Source organism: Streptomyces sp. NPDC013187 (genome assembly GCF_042899705.1).
Classification (GTDB): Bacteria; Actinomycetota; Actinomycetes; order Streptomycetales; family Streptomycetaceae; genus Streptomyces; species Streptomyces hawaiiensis_A.
Window position 1 is genome coordinate 516,246 of sequence record NZ_JBIBAF010000001.1, and the last position, 18,227, is coordinate 534,472.

Below are 18,227 nucleotides of genomic sequence, written 5' to 3' on the forward strand. Positions count from 1 at the left end.
GTCGTTCAGCCGATCTGCGCGTTCTTGGAGACAGTGACCTCGTCGATGTCGGAGGTCCGTACGGTCACGTCGACCTGCCAGTCGCCGGCCATGGGGATCTGCACTCCGTTCGCCGACCAGTGTCCGGTCGCGAGGTGGTCGGGGACGACGGGCAGGGGCCCGATGTCCTTGGCTTTCAACGTGAACTCGACCTTGACCTCGGGGATGTCGAAGGCCCGGCCGTTGGGACGCTCCACGTAGACGTGCATCTCGTTGTCGCCCACCCGCGCGGGGTCGAGGTCGATCGTGACGACGCCCTTGCCGTCCTCGCCGCCGGTGTCGAACGGCATGTTCAGGGTCAGCGCCCCGGACGCGCCCGCGTCGGTGGAGGCGGACGCGGAGGACGAGGTGGCCGCCTTGGCCTCCTGCTCGGTGCGTCCCGGCTCGGTCTGCGTCAGCAAGGTGGTGACGGCGAGCAGCACGATCGCGATGCCCGCCTCGGTCAGGACGGAGCGGCGCAGTCCGAAGCGGTTCGGGTCCGCGTCCCGGGCCCGCTTCCGCCGTGCGGCGTCCCTGGCTGCCTGCTGCCGGGCGAGCTGTGCGGCGCGTTCGGTACCGGCGGCTTCGGAGTCGGCGGGCTGGGGGCCGGGTCGCCCGTCGGTGTCGAGGCCGGGGGCGGCCTCGTCGTCCCCCTCGCCCTCGGCTGGGGCGTCCCCATTGCCCTTGCCGGGGGCGTCCCCGGTGCCGACGGCAGGGGGCTCCACGCCTCCGGTGCTCTCCACGCCGTCCGCCCGCGCGCCGACCCGCTCCTTCTCCCGTACCTCCGGCACCTCCACCGGTGCCGTCTCCGCCAGCCGCCCCGTCCACCGGCGCGAGATCCACGCGACGCCGACCAGGACGACCACGAGGGCGATCTTGGCCAGGAGGAGCTGGCCGTAGCGGGTGTCGGTGAAGGCCGACCAGGAGCCGAGCTGGCGCCAGGACTGGTACGTCCCGGTCGCGATCAGGGCGAGGACGCTGCCGAAGGCGACCCGGGAGAAGCGGCGTACGGCCGCTGCGTCGACGGGCGTCTCGGCGGGCGCGCGGTACAGGGCGACCAGCAGCGCCCCGAGTCCGCCGAGCCAGGCGGCGACGGCCAGCAGATGGAGCACGTCGACCGGCATGGCGATGCCCGCCTGGAGACCGACGGAGGCGTGCTCGGACATGGCCCAGCTCGCCGCGAGCCCGGCGGCCACGACGACGCCGCCGATCGCGAGCCCGAAGGTCAGGTCCCGCTTCTCCTGGGCGTCTTCCCGCTTGTCGTACGCGCCGAAGAGCACCGCGATGAACAGGGCCGCCGCGGCGAGCAACAGCAGCCGGGACACCAGGGCCGCGCCGGTCTTGGTCTGCAGCACCTGCCCGAGCAGGGACAGGTCGAAGACGTCGGCGACCTTCCCGGAGCCCGTGAAGGAGCCGCGCAGCAACAGCAGCGCGAGGGTCGCCGCGGTGAGCGCGACCCATCCGGAGACGACGTACCGCTGGACCGGCCGCACCCCGGAACCGCGCCGCCAGCAGGCGAGCACGAAGGCGGCGCCGCCGGCCATCACGATGAACCCGGCGTAGGACACGTACCGCCCGAAGCCGTACAGCCAGCCCACGACCCCGTCGTCCGTCGACTGCCCGGAGACCGACACGGAGGTCTTGGAGGGGGCGCCGATGGAGAAGGTGTAGGCACCGGCGACGGGGTGGCTGTCCGCCGAGACGACCTGGTAGGCCACGGTGTAGGTGCCGTCGGGCAGTCCCGAGTGCAGCGGGACGGCGTACGTCGTGCCGCTGACGTTGGCGGGTTTGGCCGTGTCGACGCGCTTGCCCTCGGGGTCGAGCACGCGCAGCGAGTCGTCGGACAGCGCGACCTGCTCGGAGAAGGTGAGCGAGATCCGGGCCGGGGCCTTGTCGACCACCGCCCCCTGCCCGGGGTCGCTGCCGGTCACCGCGGCGTGCGCGGAGGCCGGGCCGGCTCCGGCGAGGAGTGCGCAGGCCGCGGCCAGGAGCAGCAGCACCAGTGCCCGGACGCGGGGGGCGATGGTCTGTGTCACGGAGGTCCCTCCCTCAGTGTCCGGTCGTCGGGGTGTAGGTCGGCGGCTTCACCGGCATCTCGACCTTCACCGGGTCGGAGTGCGCGAAGTGCAGTTCGACGGAGACCGTCTGGCCTTCCTTCGGCTTGCTCTTCAGCTCCTCGAACATCAGGTGGTCGCCGCCGCTCTTCAGCTCCAGCCGGCCACCCGCGGGGATCTTGAGGCTCTTGACCTCCTGCATCGCCCCGTCCACGGTTTCGTGCACGGTGACCTGCCCGGCGATATCACTGGTGACCGAGGTGAGCTCGTCGGAGGCGCCGCCCTTGTTGGTGACGGTGAGGAAGCCGGCCGCCATGTCGTCGGACACCGGCTGCGGCATGTAGGCGGAGTCGGCGGAGAGGTCCGGCTTCCCCGAGTCGCCTCCGCCGTCGGAGCCAGAGCCGCCGCAGCCCGCCAGAGCCAGGGCTCCGGCTATGACGAGGGCCGTCGGGACGAGTCGCCGCCTCACGGGTTCTCCCCCTTGACGATCTTGGGGAGGTCCTTGGTGTAGTCGTCGACGGTGGCGTCCTCGCCGTAGAGCACATAGCCGCCGTCGGTCTTCGGGGAAAACGCGATGACCTGGGTGCCGTGCTCGGAGATGAGCTTGCCGTTCTTGTCCTTGCGCGTCGGCTCGATGGAGATGCCGAGGGTGCGGGCGCCGGCCTGGATGGTCGCGAAGTCGCCGGTGAGGCCGACGAAGCCGGGGTCGATGCCCTTGAGCCACTTGCCGAGCTCGGCGGAGGTGTCGCGCTTGGGGTCGGTGGTGACGAACACCACGCGGAGTTCGTCCTGCTCGGCCTTGGGCAGCTGCTTCTTGGCGACGGCGATGTTGTTCATCGTCAGCGGGCAGACGTCGGGGCAGTGGGTGTAGCCGAAGTAGATCAGGGTGGGCTTGCCCGCGGTCTCCTTGCGGAGGTCGTACTTCTTGCCCTGCGTGTCGGTGAGGACAAGGTCCGGCTTCTCGAAGGGCTTGTCGAGGACGGTGGCGGCCTTGTCGGAGCCGGCCTCCTCGGACACCACGGAGACGGGCTTGTCGCTGTCGTCGCCGCTGCCGCAGGCGGTCAGGGTGAGGGAGGCGGCGGCGAGCAGCGCGGCCGCGGCGAAGGTCTTGGTGCGCATAGAAAAATGTCCCAGATGTCGGTGACCCGGCGCGCACCGGGGATGCCCCCGCCCGGGGACGGGGGTCCGGCGCGCGCCGTCAACGGAAAGCAGCCTCAGGCGTCGGACCGCCGACGCCCGGCGAGCACGCCGTAGGCGACACCCGCGGCGCCGACCACGATGCCGACGATGCCCAGCACACGGGCCGTGGTGTCGGTGCCGTCGGAGGAGGCGGAGTCGTCGGCGGCGGTGTGGGCGGAGGTCTTCTCGGCCGACTTGGCGTCGGAGTCCTCATCGGAGGACGAGCCGTGGTGCCCGTCCTCGGAGGCCGCGGACAGCTCCAGCACCGGGGCCGGGTTGTCGGGCTCCTCCTGGCCCTTCTGCGGCACCTCGATCCAGCGGACGACCTCCTTGTTGGAGTACGTCTGCAGGGCCTTGAAGGCAAGCTGGTCGGTGTCCTCGGGCAGCTGGCCGACGGAGAGCGGGAACTTCTCGAAGTAGCCGGGCTCGATCCCCTTGCCGTCGGCGGTCCAGGTGACCTTGGAGACGGCCTCGGTGATCTTCTCGCCGTGCATCTCCAGCGGCTTGTCCAGCTTGGACTTGGTGACGTCGATCTTCCAGCCCGGCATGGGCTCCGGCATGACGGAGGCCAGCGGGTGGTCGGTCGGGAAGTTCACCTCGAGCTTGGTGGTCGAGGCGTCGTCGCGCTCGTTGGGGACCTTGAAGTCGATGACCGCGTAGCCGCCCTTGGCGGCCGTGCCCTCGGGCTGCACGGTGACGTGCGCGAAGGCGGGGGCGGACAGGGCGAGAACGGTGATACCGGCTGCGGCACCGGCCGCGACGATACGGGAAGCCTTCATGGAAGGGGCACTCCGCTGTGAGTCGGTCTGGATGTGGAAGGAGGGGTGCGCACACGCGCGTGCCGCACGACGGCGGCCCCTCCTCCGCGGGAGCGGAGTGCTGGTGGTCGCGTCGCGTCAGGCGGCGAGGGCGAGTGCGGTTGCGGAAGCCGTGGCGGCAGGCGGGCCGCGCCGGATCACCGTGTGCTGGAGCTCCGCCGTGCGAGGCATCGGGGGCGCGGACCGAGTGGTGTGCGCCGTGAGCGGGCGGGCTTCCGGGGCTCCCGGAAGCCCGGCGCGCAGGGCGCGCACCAGGGCCAGAGCGGCCCGCAGGGAGCGCATGAGTGCCCCCTCGGTGACTCCCTGTGCCGACAGCTCGGTGAGCCGCAGCAGAGCCAGGTCGCCGTGGCGCAGCAGCCAGCCGGCGGCGAGCGCCGCGAGGAGATGGCCGAGCAGCATCGGCAGGGACGGCCACAGTGACGCCGACGACCCGGACGTGGCGTCCGCGGCCAGATGCGTGTGCGCACCCGTGGGCGGCTGGATCCGGGCGTCGGTGAGAATCCTGTGTGCCTGCGCCGGGCTGATCGCCGCCGCTGTCGTGCCGCACACGAACCGCGCGGCCTGCTGGACCAGCGCGGCGTCGCTCCCGCCCGTCGGCGCCGAGGACGTGACGGCGGTCGTACCGTGCTGGCCGAGGCCGAACAGCGTGTGCAGCACCGTCTGGCCGACCGCGAGCAGCGACGTGATCCCCGCCAGCGAGCGCACCCGTCCGGCCAGCGGAGCCGCCACCGCGGCCACTCCCGTGAATCCGGCACCCAGCGTCCACAGCGGGATGCCGTCGCAGGAGGCGAGCGCGTGACCTGCCCCGGCCAGCACGACGCAGACCGCGGCGAACACCGCGGCCCGCAGGATCCGGACCGTGTGTCCGGAGCGCGTCGCGCGCGCGTGGGGGGCAGTCATGGCGGGCTCATCATCGCACTGGCCCTGAGGGCCTCGTGCGGCAGGTCCACAAGATGCCGTACGACCGGAACGTCACGCTCTGGTCCCGCGCGCCCCTGGATGCGCCCATACCTTCCCCCGCATACACCGATCAGGACCAGCGCGCATCCGCCGTATGGGCGGCGTCACGTCAACTTCACGCTTACACAGGGGGACTCGGGGCAATACGTAACGGTATGTCGAGCCGCAGCCAGGAGGCTGGAGCATGAGCATCTGGTGGTCACTCCATCTGCGGCGCGAAGCTGCGAGCGTGCCGCTCGCCCGCCGCCTCCTGATCGGCACGATGGAGACCGCGGGCGTCGACCCGGACATCTCCTACGACCTCTCCGTCGCCCTGAGTGAGGCGTGCGCGAACGCCGTGGAGCACGGCGGGGACACAGGGCGGGGTCCCGGCTCGGAGGCGTACCGGGTCACCGCGTACCTCGACGGCGAGAAGTGCCGGATCGAGGTCGCCGACGCGGGCCCGGGCTTCCCCGCGGCCTCCGCCGCGCTGTCCCGCCCGCCGATCCGTCCCGCGCATTCCGACGCGGAGAACGGCAGGGGGCTGTGTCTCATCGAGGAGCTCGCCGACCACGTCCACATCGGCAACAAGCCGGGCCGGGGCGGAGCTGTGGTGAGCTTCGACAAGGTCCTGAAGTGGCGTTCCGACGCCCCGCTGATGGCGGTCTGACCTCCCGCGGCTGGGCGGTGTTTCACGTGAAACAGCCGTGTTCCACGTGAAACACCGCTTTTGGTGGCAGCCCTACAGCGCTCCCCAGTCCAGCGTCGTACGTGCCAGCCCCGCCACGTCCGTCAGCAGCGCCAGCCGCGCCGCCCGGACCGCCGGGTCGGGGTCCATGACCAGCACCTCGTCGAAGAAGATGCCGATCGCCTCGACCAGCGGGGCGGAGACCTCGATCAGCGCGCCGAGATCGTCCTCCCGCCCCTGCAGCGCCTGACGTACGGCCTGCGCGCTCTCGGCGAGAGCCACTTCGGCGGGCGCGGTCAGCAGGGACCCGTCGGCCGCCTCGACACCGCCCTCGGGCAGGATGCGCACCACCCGCTGGAAGGCGGCGGCGAGCGCCTCGAACGTCTCGCTGCCGACATGCCGCTCCAACGTGGAGAGCGTGCGATCGCCATGGGCGGGCCGGTCGGCCCACACCAGTACGGCCTGGACGAGCCGGTGCTCGTGCCCGGCGTCCGTGAGCTGCTGCTCGTAGCGCCGGGTGATGAGCTCGGCAGCTTCGGCGACCCGCTCGGCGGGCACCTCGACGCCCTGCGCGGCATACCGTACGGCCGCCGCTCGCAGACCCTCGCTCACCCGCACCCCGGCCACGGCGGGCACGCTCCGCAACACGTTGAGCAGCCCGATCGCGGCCCGGCGCACCCCATAGGGGTCGGAGCTCCCGGTCGGCGCGGCGCCGATCAGGAACATGCCCGTCACCAGGTCGAACCGGTCGGCGAGAGAGAGCACCGCCCCCGCGTCCGAGGCCGGCAGGGCGCCACCTGCGGAGCGGGGCAGCTCCATCTCGGCCAGCGCGCGGGCGACCTCGGCGGACTCCCCGGCCCGTCGGGCGTACTCCTCGGCCATGACCCCGGCCAGACCGGAGAACTCGATCACCATCTGCGAGGCCAGGTCGAACTTGGCCAGTGCGCCGGCCCGCCGCACGACCTCCACCGACTCCTCGGGGAGACCGGCCCGTCCGGCCAGGTCCTGCGCGAGGGAGGCGAGCCGGACGGCGCGGTCGGCCACCGTCCCCAGCCGGTCCTCGAAGGTCAGCTTGTCCAGCCGGCGCCGGAACTCCTCGGGCGCCACCTTCAGGTCCGCCCGCCAGAAGAACGCGGCGTCCTCGTAACGGGCCCGCAGCACCGCCTCGTTGCCCGCCCGCACCACGTCGTCGTCACACAGGGCGTTGGCGAAGGTCACGAAGTGCGGCATGAGCCGGTCGCCGTCCAGCACCGGCAGATAGCGCTGGTGCTTGCGCATCACGGTGGTCAGGACGCTCGCGGGCAGTTCGAGGTAGCGCTCGTCGAACGAGCCCCGCACGGCGTACGGGAACTCCAGGATGTCGGTGATCTCGTCGATCAGCCCGGCCTGGCCCTCGACGTCGATGCGCCCGCCCACCTCGGCGGCGGCCTCCAGTGCCCCGCGCACGACCGCGCCGCGCCGGGCGTCCCGGTCGAGCAGGATGCCGTGCATGTGCAGGAAGTGCGGGTAGCCCTCGGCGGAGGTCACCCGGACCTCCGGGTAGGGCGCCTGCCGCTGCACCCGGGTGGTGTCGCCGGACGACAGGGAGGACACCACCACGGGCAGCGGAGTGCGCCCCAGCAGCGCGAGCAGCCAGCGCACGGGACGCGAGAACGACAGCCCCGGGTCGCTCCAGCGCATGTTGCGCCCGGCCCGCAGCCCGGAGACGACCTCGGCCAGCAGCTCGCTGAGCACCTCGACGGCCGGACGCCCCTCTTCGTGCCGGGTGACCGCCACGTACTCGACCCCGTTGACCTCGACGACCCGCACATCGGCCGGTTCGGCGCCCTGGCTGCGGGCGAAGCCCAGCAGCGCGGGTGTGGGGGCACCGTCCTTGTAGGCGGCGGCGACCTTGGGCCCGCGCACGGTCCGCATGGTGTCGCGCTCGCGCGGCTGCACACCGTCGACGGTGATCACGATCCGGCGCGGCGTGGCCATCACGTTGATCGCGCCGTGCCCCAGCCGGGTCGCGGCGAGCTTGGCGGTGACCGACTCGCGCACCGCTTCGGTGGTGGCGGGGACGTCGGCGTACGGCAGCTCCTCCACGCCGATCTCGAACAACAGCGTCTCGACGCCGGGCACCTTGGGAAGCATGGCGCGCTCGGCAGGGGCCGGAGCCGCCGCCAGCCCGAGCGGATGCTCCAGCGCGGCCCGCCGCCGCTCCCACAGTTTGGCCGTCTCGTGCGTCAGCCCGCGCATCAGCGAGAACGCCTTGGCCCGCTCGGTGGTGCTGATCGCCCCGCGCGCGTCGAGCACGTTGAAGGTGTGGCTGCACTTCAGCACGTACGTGTACGCCGGGACGGGCAGCTCCAGGTCCAGCAGGCGCCGGGCCTCGGCCGCGTACGACTCGAACAGCCGGTGGTTGGTGTCGATGTCGGCGTCGTCGAGGTAGTAGCGGCTCATCTCGTACTCGTTCTGCCCGAACACCTCGCCGTAGGTGATACCCGGCGCGTAGGCGATGTCCTTGAAATGGGACACGCCCTGAAGGTTCATCAGGATGCGTTCGAGCCCGTACGTGATCTCCACCGACACCGGGTCCAGGGCGACGCCGCCGACCTGCTGGAAGTAGGTGAACTGGGTGATCTCCATGCCGTCCAGCCAGACCTCCCAGCCCAGCCCCCAGGCGCCGAGCGCGGGCGAGGCCCAGTTGTCCTCGACGAACCGCACGTCGTGCGCGTTGAGGTCGACGCCCAGGGCGCGCAGGCTGCCCAGGTACAGCTCCTGCGGGTTGCCCGGGTCGGGCTTGAGGATCACCTGGAACTGGGTGTGGGTCTGGAGGCGGTTGGGGTTCTCGCCGTAACGCGAGTCGTCCGGCCGCACGCTCGGCTCCACGTAGGCGACGCTCCACGGCTCGGGACCGAGCACCCGCAGTGCCGTGGCCGGGTTGGCCGTACCGGCTCCGACCTCGGTGTTCAGCGGCTGCGTGATCATGCAGCCGTTGTCGCTCCAGTACTTCTGCAGGGTGAGGATGGCGTCCTGCATGGTCAGCGCCGTCGATACGTTCTTCATGATGATCGCGCCTGTTCCCCGAGTCGGACCGGCAAGGTCGGCCATGATCTCATACGTCAACTACCGCTGACCTGCTGTTTCTTGACCGAACGGTCGGACGCATACGGGGGAGGGGCCGCGGGGGGTGGGTGCCACGGGATCGCCGTGGGCGGGTGCGGGTTGTGCGTGGCTGGTCGCGCAGTTCCCCGCGCCCCTTTGGGGGCGCGGCCCCCAGGGGGCGATGCACAGGCGGCCCACAGTCGGGGCCCAGCAGTCTGATGGGTGGCACCCCTACAGTCCCGGCCCATGACGGGAACGCAGTACGGCAACGGCCGTGAGGACGAGGCACTCGCGCAGATCGCCTTCGACGCACTCGTCGGTCAGTTGGCCCTGGCGCCCAAGCCGGGCCTGCCCGACCCGCGGGAGCGCACAGCCCGGGACCACAGCGACCTGCGGTGGTCGGCCCAGGCACTGCTCCCCGGCCTCATCGCCATGGCCGCCACAGCCCGCCGCACGGGCGAGCCCAGCGCCCGCCTCCGCATGGACCTGGGCGCGATCGGCCGTTCCACGGAACACACGGTGGCGCTTGCGGGCGGCGGCCACCGGGGCGCCCTGTGGACACTGGGCCTGCTGGTGGCGGCGGCAGCCCTGCGCCCGGGAGCCACACCGGCCGACACCATGGCCCTGGCCAAACAGCTGGCCGCCCACCCGGACCGCCGCGCCCCGCGCCGTCCCTCGCGCGGCTCCACGGTGTCGGCCCGCTACGGTGCGGCCGGCGCGAAGGGAGAGGCCAGGGCGGGATTCCCGCACGTCCGCCGCGCCCTGACCGCCCTCGCCGAGACCCGTGCCCAGGGCGCCACCGAACCCCAGGCCCGGCTGGACGCCCTGCTCACGGTGATGTCCACCCTCCAGGACACCGAGCTGCTGTACACAGCGGGGCCCCTGGGGCTACGCCGCGTCCAGGCAGGCGCGCGCGGCGTCCTGGACGCGGGCGGGACGGCGACGGAGCCCGGCGCGGTGGCGCTGAGAGCCCTGGACGCCGACCTCACGGAACACACCTGGGCCCCGAGGGGCAGCGCGCCCCTGCTCACAGGCGCCTTGTTCCTGGACGCCCTCAAGCCTGTAGGGGGCGCGGGGAACTGCGCGAACAGCCCCCACGCACCCGCACCCCGAACCCAGCCCTCGACGGACGCCATGCACCCGCACCCGGCACTCAGCCCTTGACGGACGCCATGCACCCGCACCCGGAACTCAGCCCTTGACGGACGCCATCCAGGCCTCGACCTCGTCCGCACGCCGAGGCAACGCCGCACTCAGATTCCGGTTGCCGTCCTCCGTCACGAGGATGTCGTCCTCGATCCGCACACCGATGCCCCGGTACTCCTCCGGCACGGTGAGGTCGTCCGCCTGGAAGTACAGCCCGGGCTCGACCGTGAGGCACATGCCCGGCTCCAGCGTGCCGTCCACGTACGCCTCGACCCGCGCCGCCGCGCAGTCGTGCACGTCCATGCCGAGCATGTGACCCGTGCCGTGCAGCGTCCAGCGCCGCTGCAGCCCCAGCTCCAGCACCCGCTCCACGGGCCCCTCGACGAGCCCCCACTCGACGAGCCGCTCGGCCAGCACCCGCTGGGCGGCGTCGTGGAAGTCGCGGTACTTCGCGCCCGGCTTCACCGCCGCGATCCCGGCTTCCTGGGCCTCGTACACGGCGTCGTAGATCTTGCGCTGGATCTCGTCGAAGCGGCCGTTGATCGGCAGCGTGCGCGTGACGTCGGCCGTGTAGTACGTGTGGGTCTCCACACCCGCGTCGAGCAGCAGCAGCTCGCCCGAGCGCACGGCTCCGTCGTTGCGCACCCAGTGCAGCGTGCAGGCGTGCGGCCCGGCCGCGGCGATCGTGCCGTAGCCGACGTCGTTGCCCTCCACGCGCGCGCGGAGGAAGAACGTGCCCTCGATGTACCGCTCGGAGGTCGCCTCGGCCTTGTCGAGGACCTTCACCACGTCCTCGAAGCCGCGCACGGTCGAGTCGACCGCCTTCTGCAGCTCGCCGATCTCGAACTCGTCCTTCACCAGGCGCGCCTCGGAGAGGAAGACCCGCAGCTCCTCGTCGCGCTCGGCGGTGACCTTGTCGGTCAGGGCCGCCTCGATGCGTGCGTCGTACCCGCGCACGACCCGCACCGGTCCGGTGGCCTCGCGCAGGGCGCCGGCCAGCTCGCGCACGTCGGAGGCGGGGATGCCGTACAGCGTCCGGGCCTCGGTGAGGGAGTGGCGGCGCCCGACCCACAGCTCGCCCTGGCCGTCCAGCCAGAACTCGCCGTTCTCCCGGTCGGAGCGCGGCAGGAGGTAGATCGTCGCCTCGTGGCCCTCGGCCGTGGGCTCCAGGACCAGGACGCCGTCCTCGGTCTGGTTTCCGGTGAGGTAGGCGTACTCGACGGAGGCGCGGAAGGCGTACTCGGTGTCGTTCGAGCGGGTCTTCAGGTTGCCCGCGGGGATCACCAGACGCTCGCCCGGGAAGCGCGCGGAGAGCGCGGCCCGGCGGGCGGCGGTCTCGGCGGCCTGGGGGATGGGCTCGAGGTCCCGCAGCTCGGTGTCGGCCCAGCCGCTCTTCATGTTCTCGGCCAGCTCGTCGGACACGCCCGGGTACAGTCCGTTCTTCCGCTGCTTGATCGGCTCTTCGCTCTCGTCCGGGCCCGCTGCGTCAACAGCAGAATCAGGCACTGCCGGTGTGAGCTCCTCCGCCACGGTCATCCTCCTCGATACGGCACTGGACCACCGTCCACTGTACGGCGGCGGGGAAGGGGGCCCAGGGCGATGACGAGGGGCGTTACTCGAACCGGACCGCCAGCAGGACGACGTCCTCCGCACCGTCGGCCGCGTCCAGGCCGTCCGGCAGCACGCTCCGCAGAACGTGGTCGGCGATGGCACCGGGATCGCCGCGCAGGGCCCGCGGCACTGAGGCCGCCGCCGCGTGCAGCCGGGCGAAGGCGCGGTCGGTGGCCTCGCCGGTGCGGTGCAGCAGCCCGTCGGTGTAGAGCAGAACCGTCTCTCCGGGCTCGGCGAGGATCTCCACGCTGGGCGCCTCCCAGCAGGCGAGCATGCCCAGCGGGGCGGAGACGGAGGTCTCGACGAACTCGGTGCGGCGCTGTCCGATCAGCAGCGGCGGGCTGTGCCCGGCACCGGCCAGCGTGATCTTGCGCGCGGCCGGTTCGCAGTAGCCGAACAGCGCGGTGGCCGACCGGGCCGGTTCGGTCAGCCGCAGCAGCAGTTCCAGGTCGGACAGGACGGCGACCGGGTCCTCCCCCTCCATCACGGCGTACGCGCGCAGCGACGCCCGCAGCCGCCCCATCGCGGCGACCGCGCTGGGCCCCGAGCCGGTGACGGATCCGACGGCGAGACCGAGGGCGGCGTCGGGCAGCGGCAGCGCGTCGTACCAGTCGCCGCCGCCGCGCGGTCCTGTGCGGTGCCGGGCCGCGAGCTGGACGCCCCCGACCCGGGGCAGCCGCGCGGGCAGCAGTTCGTCCGACATCGTGGCCATGGACGTCCGGGTGCGTTCCAGTTCGAGGAGGCGGGCCAGGTGCTCGGCGGCGTACCGCGCGTAGAGACCGGCGAGATGGCGCTGCCGCTCGCCCGGTTCGGCGGGCTCGTCGTAGAGCCAGACCGCGGCGCCGAGACGGACGGCGGTGTCGGCGGTCAGGGGGAGGGCGTAGCTGGCGGCGTAACCGAGGCGGGCCGCGACCTCGCGGTGGCGGGGGTCGAGTCCTTCCTGGGCGAAGAGGTCGGGGTCGGCGATGCCGCCCTCGTCGCCCGGCGGTCCGTCGAGGATCCGGCCGTAGGACAGGGCGCTGCGCGGCACTGTCTCGATGTGGCCGAGATCGGCGCGGGCGAGGCCCAGGCCGATGGTGGTGTCGGGGCCGAGTCCGTCGCCGGGTTCCATGACGACGAGGCCGCGCCGGGCACCCACCAGGGCGGCTCCGGCTCGCAGCACTTCATGGAGCGCCTCGTCGAGCGTGGTGGTGCGGGCCAGGCGTTCGGTGAGCTCGTGCAGGGTGGTGAGGTCGGAGACCCAGCCGGCGAGACGGTCCTGGAGCACGGCACCGGCAGGGGCCGGGGGGTTCGCGGGTACGGCCGGGGACGAGCCCGCCGCTACGGGCGCGACAGTGTGTGCGGGCGCCGGAACCGTTGAATCGATTCCGGCCACTTTCGGAGGGTGCGGAGCGTTCATGGCGTCCGGCCTTCCAACCGGTACGTACTGCTCAAAAGCATCGCAAACCCCCATGTCATTCTGCGTCGCTAGCAGTGTCTCCACATGTACACGCACTCGTGAGGAGATGTCCAGCATTGTCCTGCCGGGATTCCTGGTGTCCGTGAGGTGCGAGGGAACAACTCCCCTTCCTCTTGCGGAAATGCAAAGTTGGCTTAAAACTGCCTCAGGGGACGGCTTATTGCGGTCGACTGGGCTTGCTCGACGGAGCGTCACAACGGTCGTGATGGGTACGTACTCGGTAAAGGCCAGGGGTGGTTGGGAACCACCCGGAACCTGGTGACGGAACCGGGCGTCCTATCCACCGACGACCGTGCCCCATCCTCCCGTGGCGGAGGCGGAGAGAAATACGCGCGACGGCAAACGCCATACTTCGCCACCCCTACGCCACGCCCGTGCTTTCGACAGACGCAGTATGGGCGGGACAGCCGCGGAGGCAGCCCAAAGCTCGACCCACAGGGGTTCCCCTTGCTTCGCGCAGGGGTGTGATGCGCCAACAGGTACGCACAGTGAAGCGATCGACACATGATGTGATGTGGACCACGGTGTTGCCAGGCGTGCAACGGAAAGGAACGAGCGCTCATGCGCGAGATCCTCGGAAGGCGACGCAGGCTCTTGTCTCAGCGCGGCGACGGGAAGCCTGAGCTGATCGACGCGGCCCTGACCTACGCGACGCAGTGGCAGTGGCCCGTACTCCCGGGCGTGGCGGCGGACCCGCAGGGGCACTCCCGCTGCAGCTGCCCCGACCTCGACTGCACGGTGCCCGGCGCGCACCCCTTCGACCCCGGCCTCCTCGCGGCCACCACCGACGGACGCATGGTGCGCTGGTGGTGGGGCAACCGGCCGACGGCGCCGATCGTGCTGGCCACCGGCGGTCACGCGCCCTGCGCGGTCTCGCTGCCGGCCCTCCCGGCCGCCCGCGCCCTCAAGGCGCTCGACCAGATGGGCATGCGGCTCGGCCCGGTCGTCGCCTCCCCCGACCGCTGGTCGATCCTCGTCAAGCCGTACTCCATGGAGCAGCTCGGCGAGCTGCTGTACGCCAAGGACTTCGTGCCCGGCTCCCTCCGCTTCCACAGTGAGGGCGGGTACCTGGCCCTGCCGCCCTCCGAGACGGGGCAGGGCGAGATCCGCTGGGAGCGTGCGCCGCTGCCCGGCTCGGCCTCGCCGTGGGTGCCCGATGTCGAGGCCGTGGTGGACGCCGTGGTCGAAGCCCTCACTCGTACGGGTGTGAGCGCGCCCGAGTTCTAGGGCTGTCGGGCGCGCCGAGCCCCGCGCCCGGCCCGGCGCGTTAAGTTCCGGAACCATGCGGCGTCACGCCCGGGGCCGCTCCCGGGACCCTCGAAAGATCAGACTGCTCGCCCTCGCGGGCGTCGTGGCGGCCTGCGCGATCGCACTGCCGCTTGCGGTGGCGTCCGCGGGGCCGGTGGAGTCGGCGGGGGCCAAGCGGACGGCGGGTTCGGCGGGGGCCGAGCGGGCGGCGGGTTCGGTGGGCGCGGGCGCCCACACGTCCGAATCCGGTGCCCACTCCCGCGCGTCCGAATCCGATGCTCACTCCAGCGCGTCCGAATCCGATGCTCACTCCAGCGCGTCCGAATCCGATGCTCACTCCAGCGCGTCCGAATCCGATGCTCACTCCCGCGCGTCCGGTTCCGGCCCCCACGCGTTCGGTTCCGGTGCCGACTCCCGCGCGTCGGGTTCCGCTGCCGTACGGCCTTCCTCACGTGCCGACGACAAGGCACCCGAGTCGTCCTCCGGCGCGCCCGGCCTTCCGGCGCTCGGCCAGGGCCTGTCGACCGCCGTGCGCTGCGGTCCCGAACTCTCCTCACCCGACGGCGTCGAGGCGCAGACCTGTGTGGTGACGCAGGGCGCGGAGACCTGGGCGCGGACCTACTACCGCAATACGACGGGCGAGGCGCTGGACGCCGCGCTGAGCCTGATGGGCCCTGGCGACCGCACGGTGCGCATGACGTGTGCCCTGGGCGCGGAGGACGAGCCGGGGACGTGCGAGACGCCCCGGGAGCCCGCACGCGGGAATCCGGCGGCGTACACGGCCGTAGCGGAGTTCGCCGAGCGGGGCGGGCGGGGGCCGCTGCTGCTGCGCTCGGGAAGCAACTAGCCTGCGAGAACAGGCAGTTGAAGAGCTGCTGCGTTCCGTGAACGGAAGCGGAGACGAAAAGACCCGGTTGCTGGCGACGGGGGATGCACCAGCAACCGGGCTACAGGAACGGTAACAAGAGATCGGCGGTTCGCAAATTCGAACTCGCCTTTCCAGTCACCGACTGGCTTGTCCCCGACGGGAGTTGTGACCCGCCGGGGTGCCGGGAGCGGCCGGCCGGTGGACCGGCCGGACCGACGCCTGGGCGGGGGTCAGCTGAGCGTGACCTGCCGGTTGGTGAGGCCGCCACGGGCGCGGCGCTCGTCCGCGGTGAGCGGCGCGTCCGTCGCCAGGGCGGTGGCGAGACGCTCGGCGAACTCCGCCGCGGGCTTCTCCACGTCCTCGGCGGTGACCCCGCTGGGCAGGTCCCACACCGGCACCGTGAGCCCGTGAGCGCGGAAGGAACCCACCAGGCGGGTGCCCTCGCCGAGGCTGGAACGGCCCGCGGCGTGCAGCCGGGCGAGGGCGTCCAGAAGCTGCTCCTCGGCATGCGGCATGACCCACCGCAGATGGTTCTTCTCCGGCGTCTCGCACCAGTACGCGGCGTCCACGCCCTGGAGCTTGACGGTCGGGATGGCCGCGGCGTTGGCCCGCTCCAGGGAGGCGGTCACGTCGGGCGTGGCGTTCTCCGGGTCCGGCACCCAGAACTCGAAGCCGCTGTGCACTTCTGGCTCGAAGGCACCCTCGGGGTCGAGCAGATCCTGCAGCCGCGGGCTGTCGGCCGGGGCGCGCCGGCCCTGGACGGGTGTGCCGGGCTGGGCCTCGAGTGCGCGCTGGAGGGTGTCGGCGAGGTCGCGGCTGATGTCGCCGGACGAGGTGTCGTTCTGCAGGCCGAGCAGGACCGAGCCGTCGTCGCGGCGCAGAGCGGGCCAGGCCATGGGGAGGACCGTGGCCAGGGTGACCGCAGGGACGCCCTCGGGCAGGCCGTCCTTGAGGGTCAGCTCGACGGTGGCCGCCGGGACCAGCTCGCGCAGGGCCACCCAGTCGCACTCGCCGGGCAGGCCCTCGAAGGGGCGGTGCACCAGCTCGGTCGCGGCGTGCGAGGCGGCCCGGCCGTGACAGGCCTTGTAGCGGCGGCCGCTGCCGCAGGGGCAGGGCTCGCGAGCGCCGACGACCGGAACGTCTCCCTCAGCACCTGCGGTGCGGGCCCCGCCCGTGGTCTGCGGGCGCTTGGCCTTCGTCTGGGGTCGCTTCTTGGCCATCGATGGGTCTCCCGGTTACGGCTCGTCTCGTACGGTCGCGAGCCTAGCCGTTCGTGCCCCGGGCCACGGGGTCCTGTGGACAACCCCGACCCGCGCGGCGTACGCGCTCGGTCCCCGGCGGTCTCCGCACCCGTCGGTGCAGGTATCGTCCCCGCCGGTATCTGTCCCCGCCGGTACCTGCTCCGTAGGTCTCTGTCCCTGTGGTCTCTGTCCCCGCCGTCTCTGTCCTCGCGGTCTCAGTCCATGTCGTCGAAGGCGTCCGCGAAATCCAGTCCGGGTATCTGGGAGACCGCGGGGGCGGCGACACGCGTCGCGAAGTCGTCGCGGCGGTGGCCGGCGTCCGGATCGTGCACGTCGTCGTGGACGATGACCCACACGGTGACCTCGCCGCGGATGTCGTCCCGTACGCCCCAGTCGTCGGCGAGGGCGGTGATGATGTTCAGCCCGCGACCGCCGTGCGCCGTGACCGACGGGGTCGCGGGGGCGGGGCGGGTCGGGCCGCCGCCGTCCGTGACCTCCACCACGAGCCGGCCGGCCGGCTCCACGCGCCACGCGGCACGGACGTCACCGTCACCGGACAGCGCGTCGCCCAGGGGTCTGCCGTGCTTGCACGCGTTGCTCAAGAGCTCGGAAAGGATCAGTACGGCGTCGTCGATGACCGATTCCGCGACTCCACCTCCGCGCAACTGCGTACGCATCCGGTGTCGCGCTTTCCCCACGCCCGCAGGGCCATGGGGAACGGCCATGCTCGACGACGTGGGCACCTCCTGTGCCACCACCAACGCCACCCCCGAGACCTCCTTCGCCCCACGCCACGGTGTGGATGCCCCATTGGCCTGTACCGGAAACCGGCCAATCCACGTCCGGCGACGCATTCACCACGACCGAATACGGACCGAACGCGCCGGAGCACTCCCGGTAACCGTTGGCTGAAAATCATCGGTGTGGCTGATTGGGGAGGATCCCGCCCGGCACGGCACGGGGTCAAGAGGTGTGCGTGGGTCTGGTGGGACTTGAGAGGTGTGTCGCGGCGGGGCGGACGTCAGCGGCCGAGCTGGTCCAGCACCGCGCGCGGTCGGTTGGTGATGATGGCGTCGACGCCCAGCTCGACGCAGCGGTCCACGTCCCCCGGCTCGTTCACGGTCCACACGTGCACCTGATGCCCGGACCGCTTCAGCCGCTCGATGTACGTGGGGTGATTGCGCACGATGCGCAGGGAGGGGCCGGCGATCCGCACACCCGGTGGCAGCCGTCCGTCGCGCAGCCGGGGTGAGAGGAACTGCGTCAGGTAGACCGTCGGAAGTGTCGGAGAGGCGGCACGCACGCGGTGCAGTGAGCGGGCCGAGAAGCTCATGACCCGCACCTGTGACTCCGCCGCCGAGGCCGGGGCGTCGAGGCCGAACCGCTTCAGCAGGGCCAGCAGCCGGTCCTCGACCTGCCCGGCCCAGCGTGTGGGGTGCTTGGTCTCGATGGCCAGTTCCACACGGCGCCCGGCGCCGGCGACGAGTTCCAGCAGCCGCTCCAGGGTGAGTACGGATGTCGCCTCGCGGTCCTCCGGGCGGTGCTCCCAGTCGGGTTCCTCGTCGCGTCCCTTCCAGGCCTCGCCCGTCTTCCAGGAGCCGAAGTCCAGGGCGGCGAGGTCGGCCAGCTCCAGCGCGGAGACCGCGCCGCGGCCGTTGGACGTACGGTTGATCCGGCGGTCGTGTACACACACCAGGTGGCCGTCGGCGGTCAGGCGCACATCGCATTCGAGGGCGTCCGCGCCGTCCTCGATCGCCTTGGTGTACGCGGCCAGGGTGTGTTCCGGGGCGTCCTCGGAGGCTCCGCGGTGGGCGACGACCTGAATCACGTGCTGTCGTGCGTGGGTCACCGCGTCATGGTGCCACCGAGTG

General features: G+C 72.0%; 15 protein-coding genes. 4 read left to right on the plus strand and 11 right to left on the minus strand.

What is annotated here, in order from left to right; genetic code table 11:
- Positions 1-5 precede the first annotated feature (5 nt).
- From ACFY5B_RS02420 to ACFY5B_RS02440, 5 genes are all read right to left on the minus strand, one after another.
- Positions 6-2,054 (minus strand): copper resistance CopC/CopD family protein, encoded by a 2,049-nt coding sequence (locus ACFY5B_RS02420; RefSeq protein ID WP_389963303.1) that lies wholly within the window; start codon positions 2,052-2,054, stop codon positions 6-8.
- Positions 2,055-2,067: 13 nt separating this feature from the next.
- Positions 2,068-2,541, minus strand: a complete 474-nt coding sequence (locus ACFY5B_RS02425) for a copper chaperone PCu(A)C (RefSeq protein ID WP_389963306.1) — start codon at positions 2,539-2,541, stop codon at positions 2,068-2,070.
- Positions 2,538-3,191 (minus strand): SCO family protein, encoded by a 654-nt coding sequence (locus ACFY5B_RS02430; protein WP_389963309.1) that lies wholly within the window; start codon positions 3,189-3,191, stop codon positions 2,538-2,540. The genes ACFY5B_RS02425 and ACFY5B_RS02430 overlap by 4 nt, the downstream gene beginning before the upstream one ends.
- Positions 3,192-3,286: 95 nt before the next feature.
- Positions 3,287-4,030 carry a YcnI family protein gene (locus ACFY5B_RS02435; protein ID WP_389963312.1) on the minus strand — a complete coding sequence of 248 codons (744 nt, stop codon included), beginning with the start codon at positions 4,028-4,030 and terminating at the stop codon, positions 3,287-3,289.
- Positions 4,031-4,147: 117 nt separating this feature from the next.
- Entirely contained in the window at positions 4,148-4,969 is an 822-nt protein-coding gene (locus ACFY5B_RS02440; RefSeq protein ID WP_389963314.1) for a hypothetical protein, read from the minus strand.
- Between the two features lie 244 nt (positions 4,970-5,213).
- Here ACFY5B_RS02440 and ACFY5B_RS02445 point away from each other — a divergent pair, with 244 nt between their 5' ends.
- Entirely contained in the window at positions 5,214-5,678 is a 465-nt protein-coding gene (locus tag ACFY5B_RS02445; protein WP_389963317.1) for an ATP-binding protein, read from the plus strand.
- A gap of 72 nt (positions 5,679-5,750) precedes the next feature.
- Here ACFY5B_RS02445 and ACFY5B_RS02450 read toward each other — a convergent pair whose 3' ends face one another.
- Positions 5,751-8,744, minus strand: a complete 2,994-nt coding sequence (locus ACFY5B_RS02450; protein WP_389963320.1) for a glycine--tRNA ligase — start codon at positions 8,742-8,744, stop codon at positions 5,751-5,753.
- 285 nt (positions 8,745-9,029) lie between these two features.
- On the opposite strand from ACFY5B_RS02450, the gene ACFY5B_RS02455 reads away from it, so the two are divergent.
- Positions 9,030-9,947, plus strand: a complete 918-nt coding sequence (locus ACFY5B_RS02455; RefSeq protein ID WP_389963323.1) for a triphosphoribosyl-dephospho-CoA synthase — start codon at positions 9,030-9,032, stop codon at positions 9,945-9,947.
- A 27-nt stretch (positions 9,948-9,974) separates the two neighbouring features.
- Here the strand turns inward: ACFY5B_RS02455 and ACFY5B_RS02460 are convergent, their stop codons facing one another.
- Together ACFY5B_RS02460 and ACFY5B_RS02465 are read right to left on the minus strand one after the other, a co-directional pair.
- On the minus strand, positions 9,975-11,465 hold the full coding sequence (locus ACFY5B_RS02460; protein ID WP_389963327.1) for an aminopeptidase P family protein: 1,491 nt from the start codon (positions 11,463-11,465) through the stop codon (positions 9,975-9,977).
- A 76-nt stretch (positions 11,466-11,541) separates the two neighbouring features.
- Entirely contained in the window at positions 11,542-13,056 is a 1,515-nt protein-coding gene (locus ACFY5B_RS02465) for a PP2C family protein-serine/threonine phosphatase (RefSeq protein ID WP_389963330.1), read from the minus strand.
- Positions 13,057-13,560: 504 nt separating this feature from the next.
- Here ACFY5B_RS02465 and ACFY5B_RS02470 point away from each other — a divergent pair.
- Both ACFY5B_RS02470 and ACFY5B_RS02475 read left to right on the plus strand, forming a co-directional pair.
- Complete coding sequence (locus ACFY5B_RS02470; protein ID WP_389963333.1) at positions 13,561-14,226, plus strand: bifunctional DNA primase/polymerase; 666 nt, start codon at positions 13,561-13,563, stop codon at positions 14,224-14,226.
- A 55-nt stretch (positions 14,227-14,281) separates the two neighbouring features.
- Positions 14,282-15,094 carry a hypothetical protein gene (locus tag ACFY5B_RS02475; RefSeq protein WP_389963336.1) on the plus strand — a complete coding sequence of 271 codons (813 nt, stop codon included), beginning with the start codon at positions 14,282-14,284 and terminating at the stop codon, positions 15,092-15,094.
- Between the two features lie 251 nt (positions 15,095-15,345).
- On the opposite strand, the gene ACFY5B_RS02480 is transcribed toward ACFY5B_RS02475, so the two are convergent.
- The 3 genes from ACFY5B_RS02480 to ACFY5B_RS02490 form a co-directional block, all read right to left on the minus strand.
- Positions 15,346-16,335 (minus strand): DUF5926 family protein, encoded by a 990-nt coding sequence (locus ACFY5B_RS02480; protein WP_389963339.1) that lies wholly within the window; start codon positions 16,333-16,335, stop codon positions 15,346-15,348.
- 236 nt (positions 16,336-16,571) lie between these two features.
- A complete protein-coding gene (locus ACFY5B_RS02485; RefSeq protein WP_389963342.1) occupies positions 16,572-17,210 on the minus strand; it encodes an ATP-binding protein in 639 nt (212 codons plus the stop codon).
- Between the two features lie 167 nt (positions 17,211-17,377).
- Complete coding sequence (locus tag ACFY5B_RS02490; RefSeq protein WP_389963345.1) at positions 17,378-18,205, minus strand: glycerophosphodiester phosphodiesterase; 828 nt, start codon at positions 18,203-18,205, stop codon at positions 17,378-17,380.
- Positions 18,206-18,227: the final 22 nt, after the last annotated feature.

Excerpts from the sequence above, each read along its gene's own strand:
- ACFY5B_RS02475 (WP_389963336.1), top strand. The coding sequence starts at position 14,282 with ATGCGGCGTCACGCCCGGGGCCGCTCCCGGGACCCTCGAAAGATCAGA.
- ACFY5B_RS02460 (WP_389963327.1), bottom strand. The coding sequence starts at position 11,465 with ATGACCGTGGCGGAGGAGCTCACACCGGCAGTGCCTGATTCTGCTGTT.
- ACFY5B_RS02455 (WP_389963323.1), top strand. The coding sequence starts at position 9,030 with ATGACGGGAACGCAGTACGGCAACGGCCGTGAGGACGAGGCACTCGCG.
- ACFY5B_RS02445 (WP_389963317.1), top strand. The coding sequence starts at position 5,214 with ATGAGCATCTGGTGGTCACTCCATCTGCGGCGCGAAGCTGCGAGCGTG.
- ACFY5B_RS02470 (WP_389963333.1), top strand. The coding sequence starts at position 13,561 with ATGCGCGAGATCCTCGGAAGGCGACGCAGGCTCTTGTCTCAGCGCGGC.
- ACFY5B_RS02435 (WP_389963312.1), bottom strand. The coding sequence starts at position 4,030 with ATGAAGGCTTCCCGTATCGTCGCGGCCGGTGCCGCAGCCGGTATCACC.
- ACFY5B_RS02450 (WP_389963320.1), bottom strand. The coding sequence starts at position 8,744 with ATGAAGAACGTATCGACGGCGCTGACCATGCAGGACGCCATCCTCACC.
- ACFY5B_RS02485 (WP_389963342.1), bottom strand. The coding sequence starts at position 17,210 with ATGCGTCGCCGGACGTGGATTGGCCGGTTTCCGGTACAGGCCAATGGG.
- ACFY5B_RS02480 (WP_389963339.1), bottom strand. The coding sequence starts at position 16,335 with ATGGCCAAGAAGCGACCCCAGACGAAGGCCAAGCGCCCGCAGACCACG.
- ACFY5B_RS02430 (WP_389963309.1), bottom strand. The coding sequence starts at position 3,191 with ATGCGCACCAAGACCTTCGCCGCGGCCGCGCTGCTCGCCGCCGCCTCC.
- ACFY5B_RS02465 (WP_389963330.1), bottom strand. The coding sequence starts at position 13,056 with ATGCTGGACATCTCCTCACGAGTGCGTGTACATGTGGAGACACTGCTA.
- ACFY5B_RS02440 (WP_389963314.1), bottom strand. The coding sequence starts at position 4,969 with ATGACTGCCCCCCACGCGCGCGCGACGCGCTCCGGACACACGGTCCGG.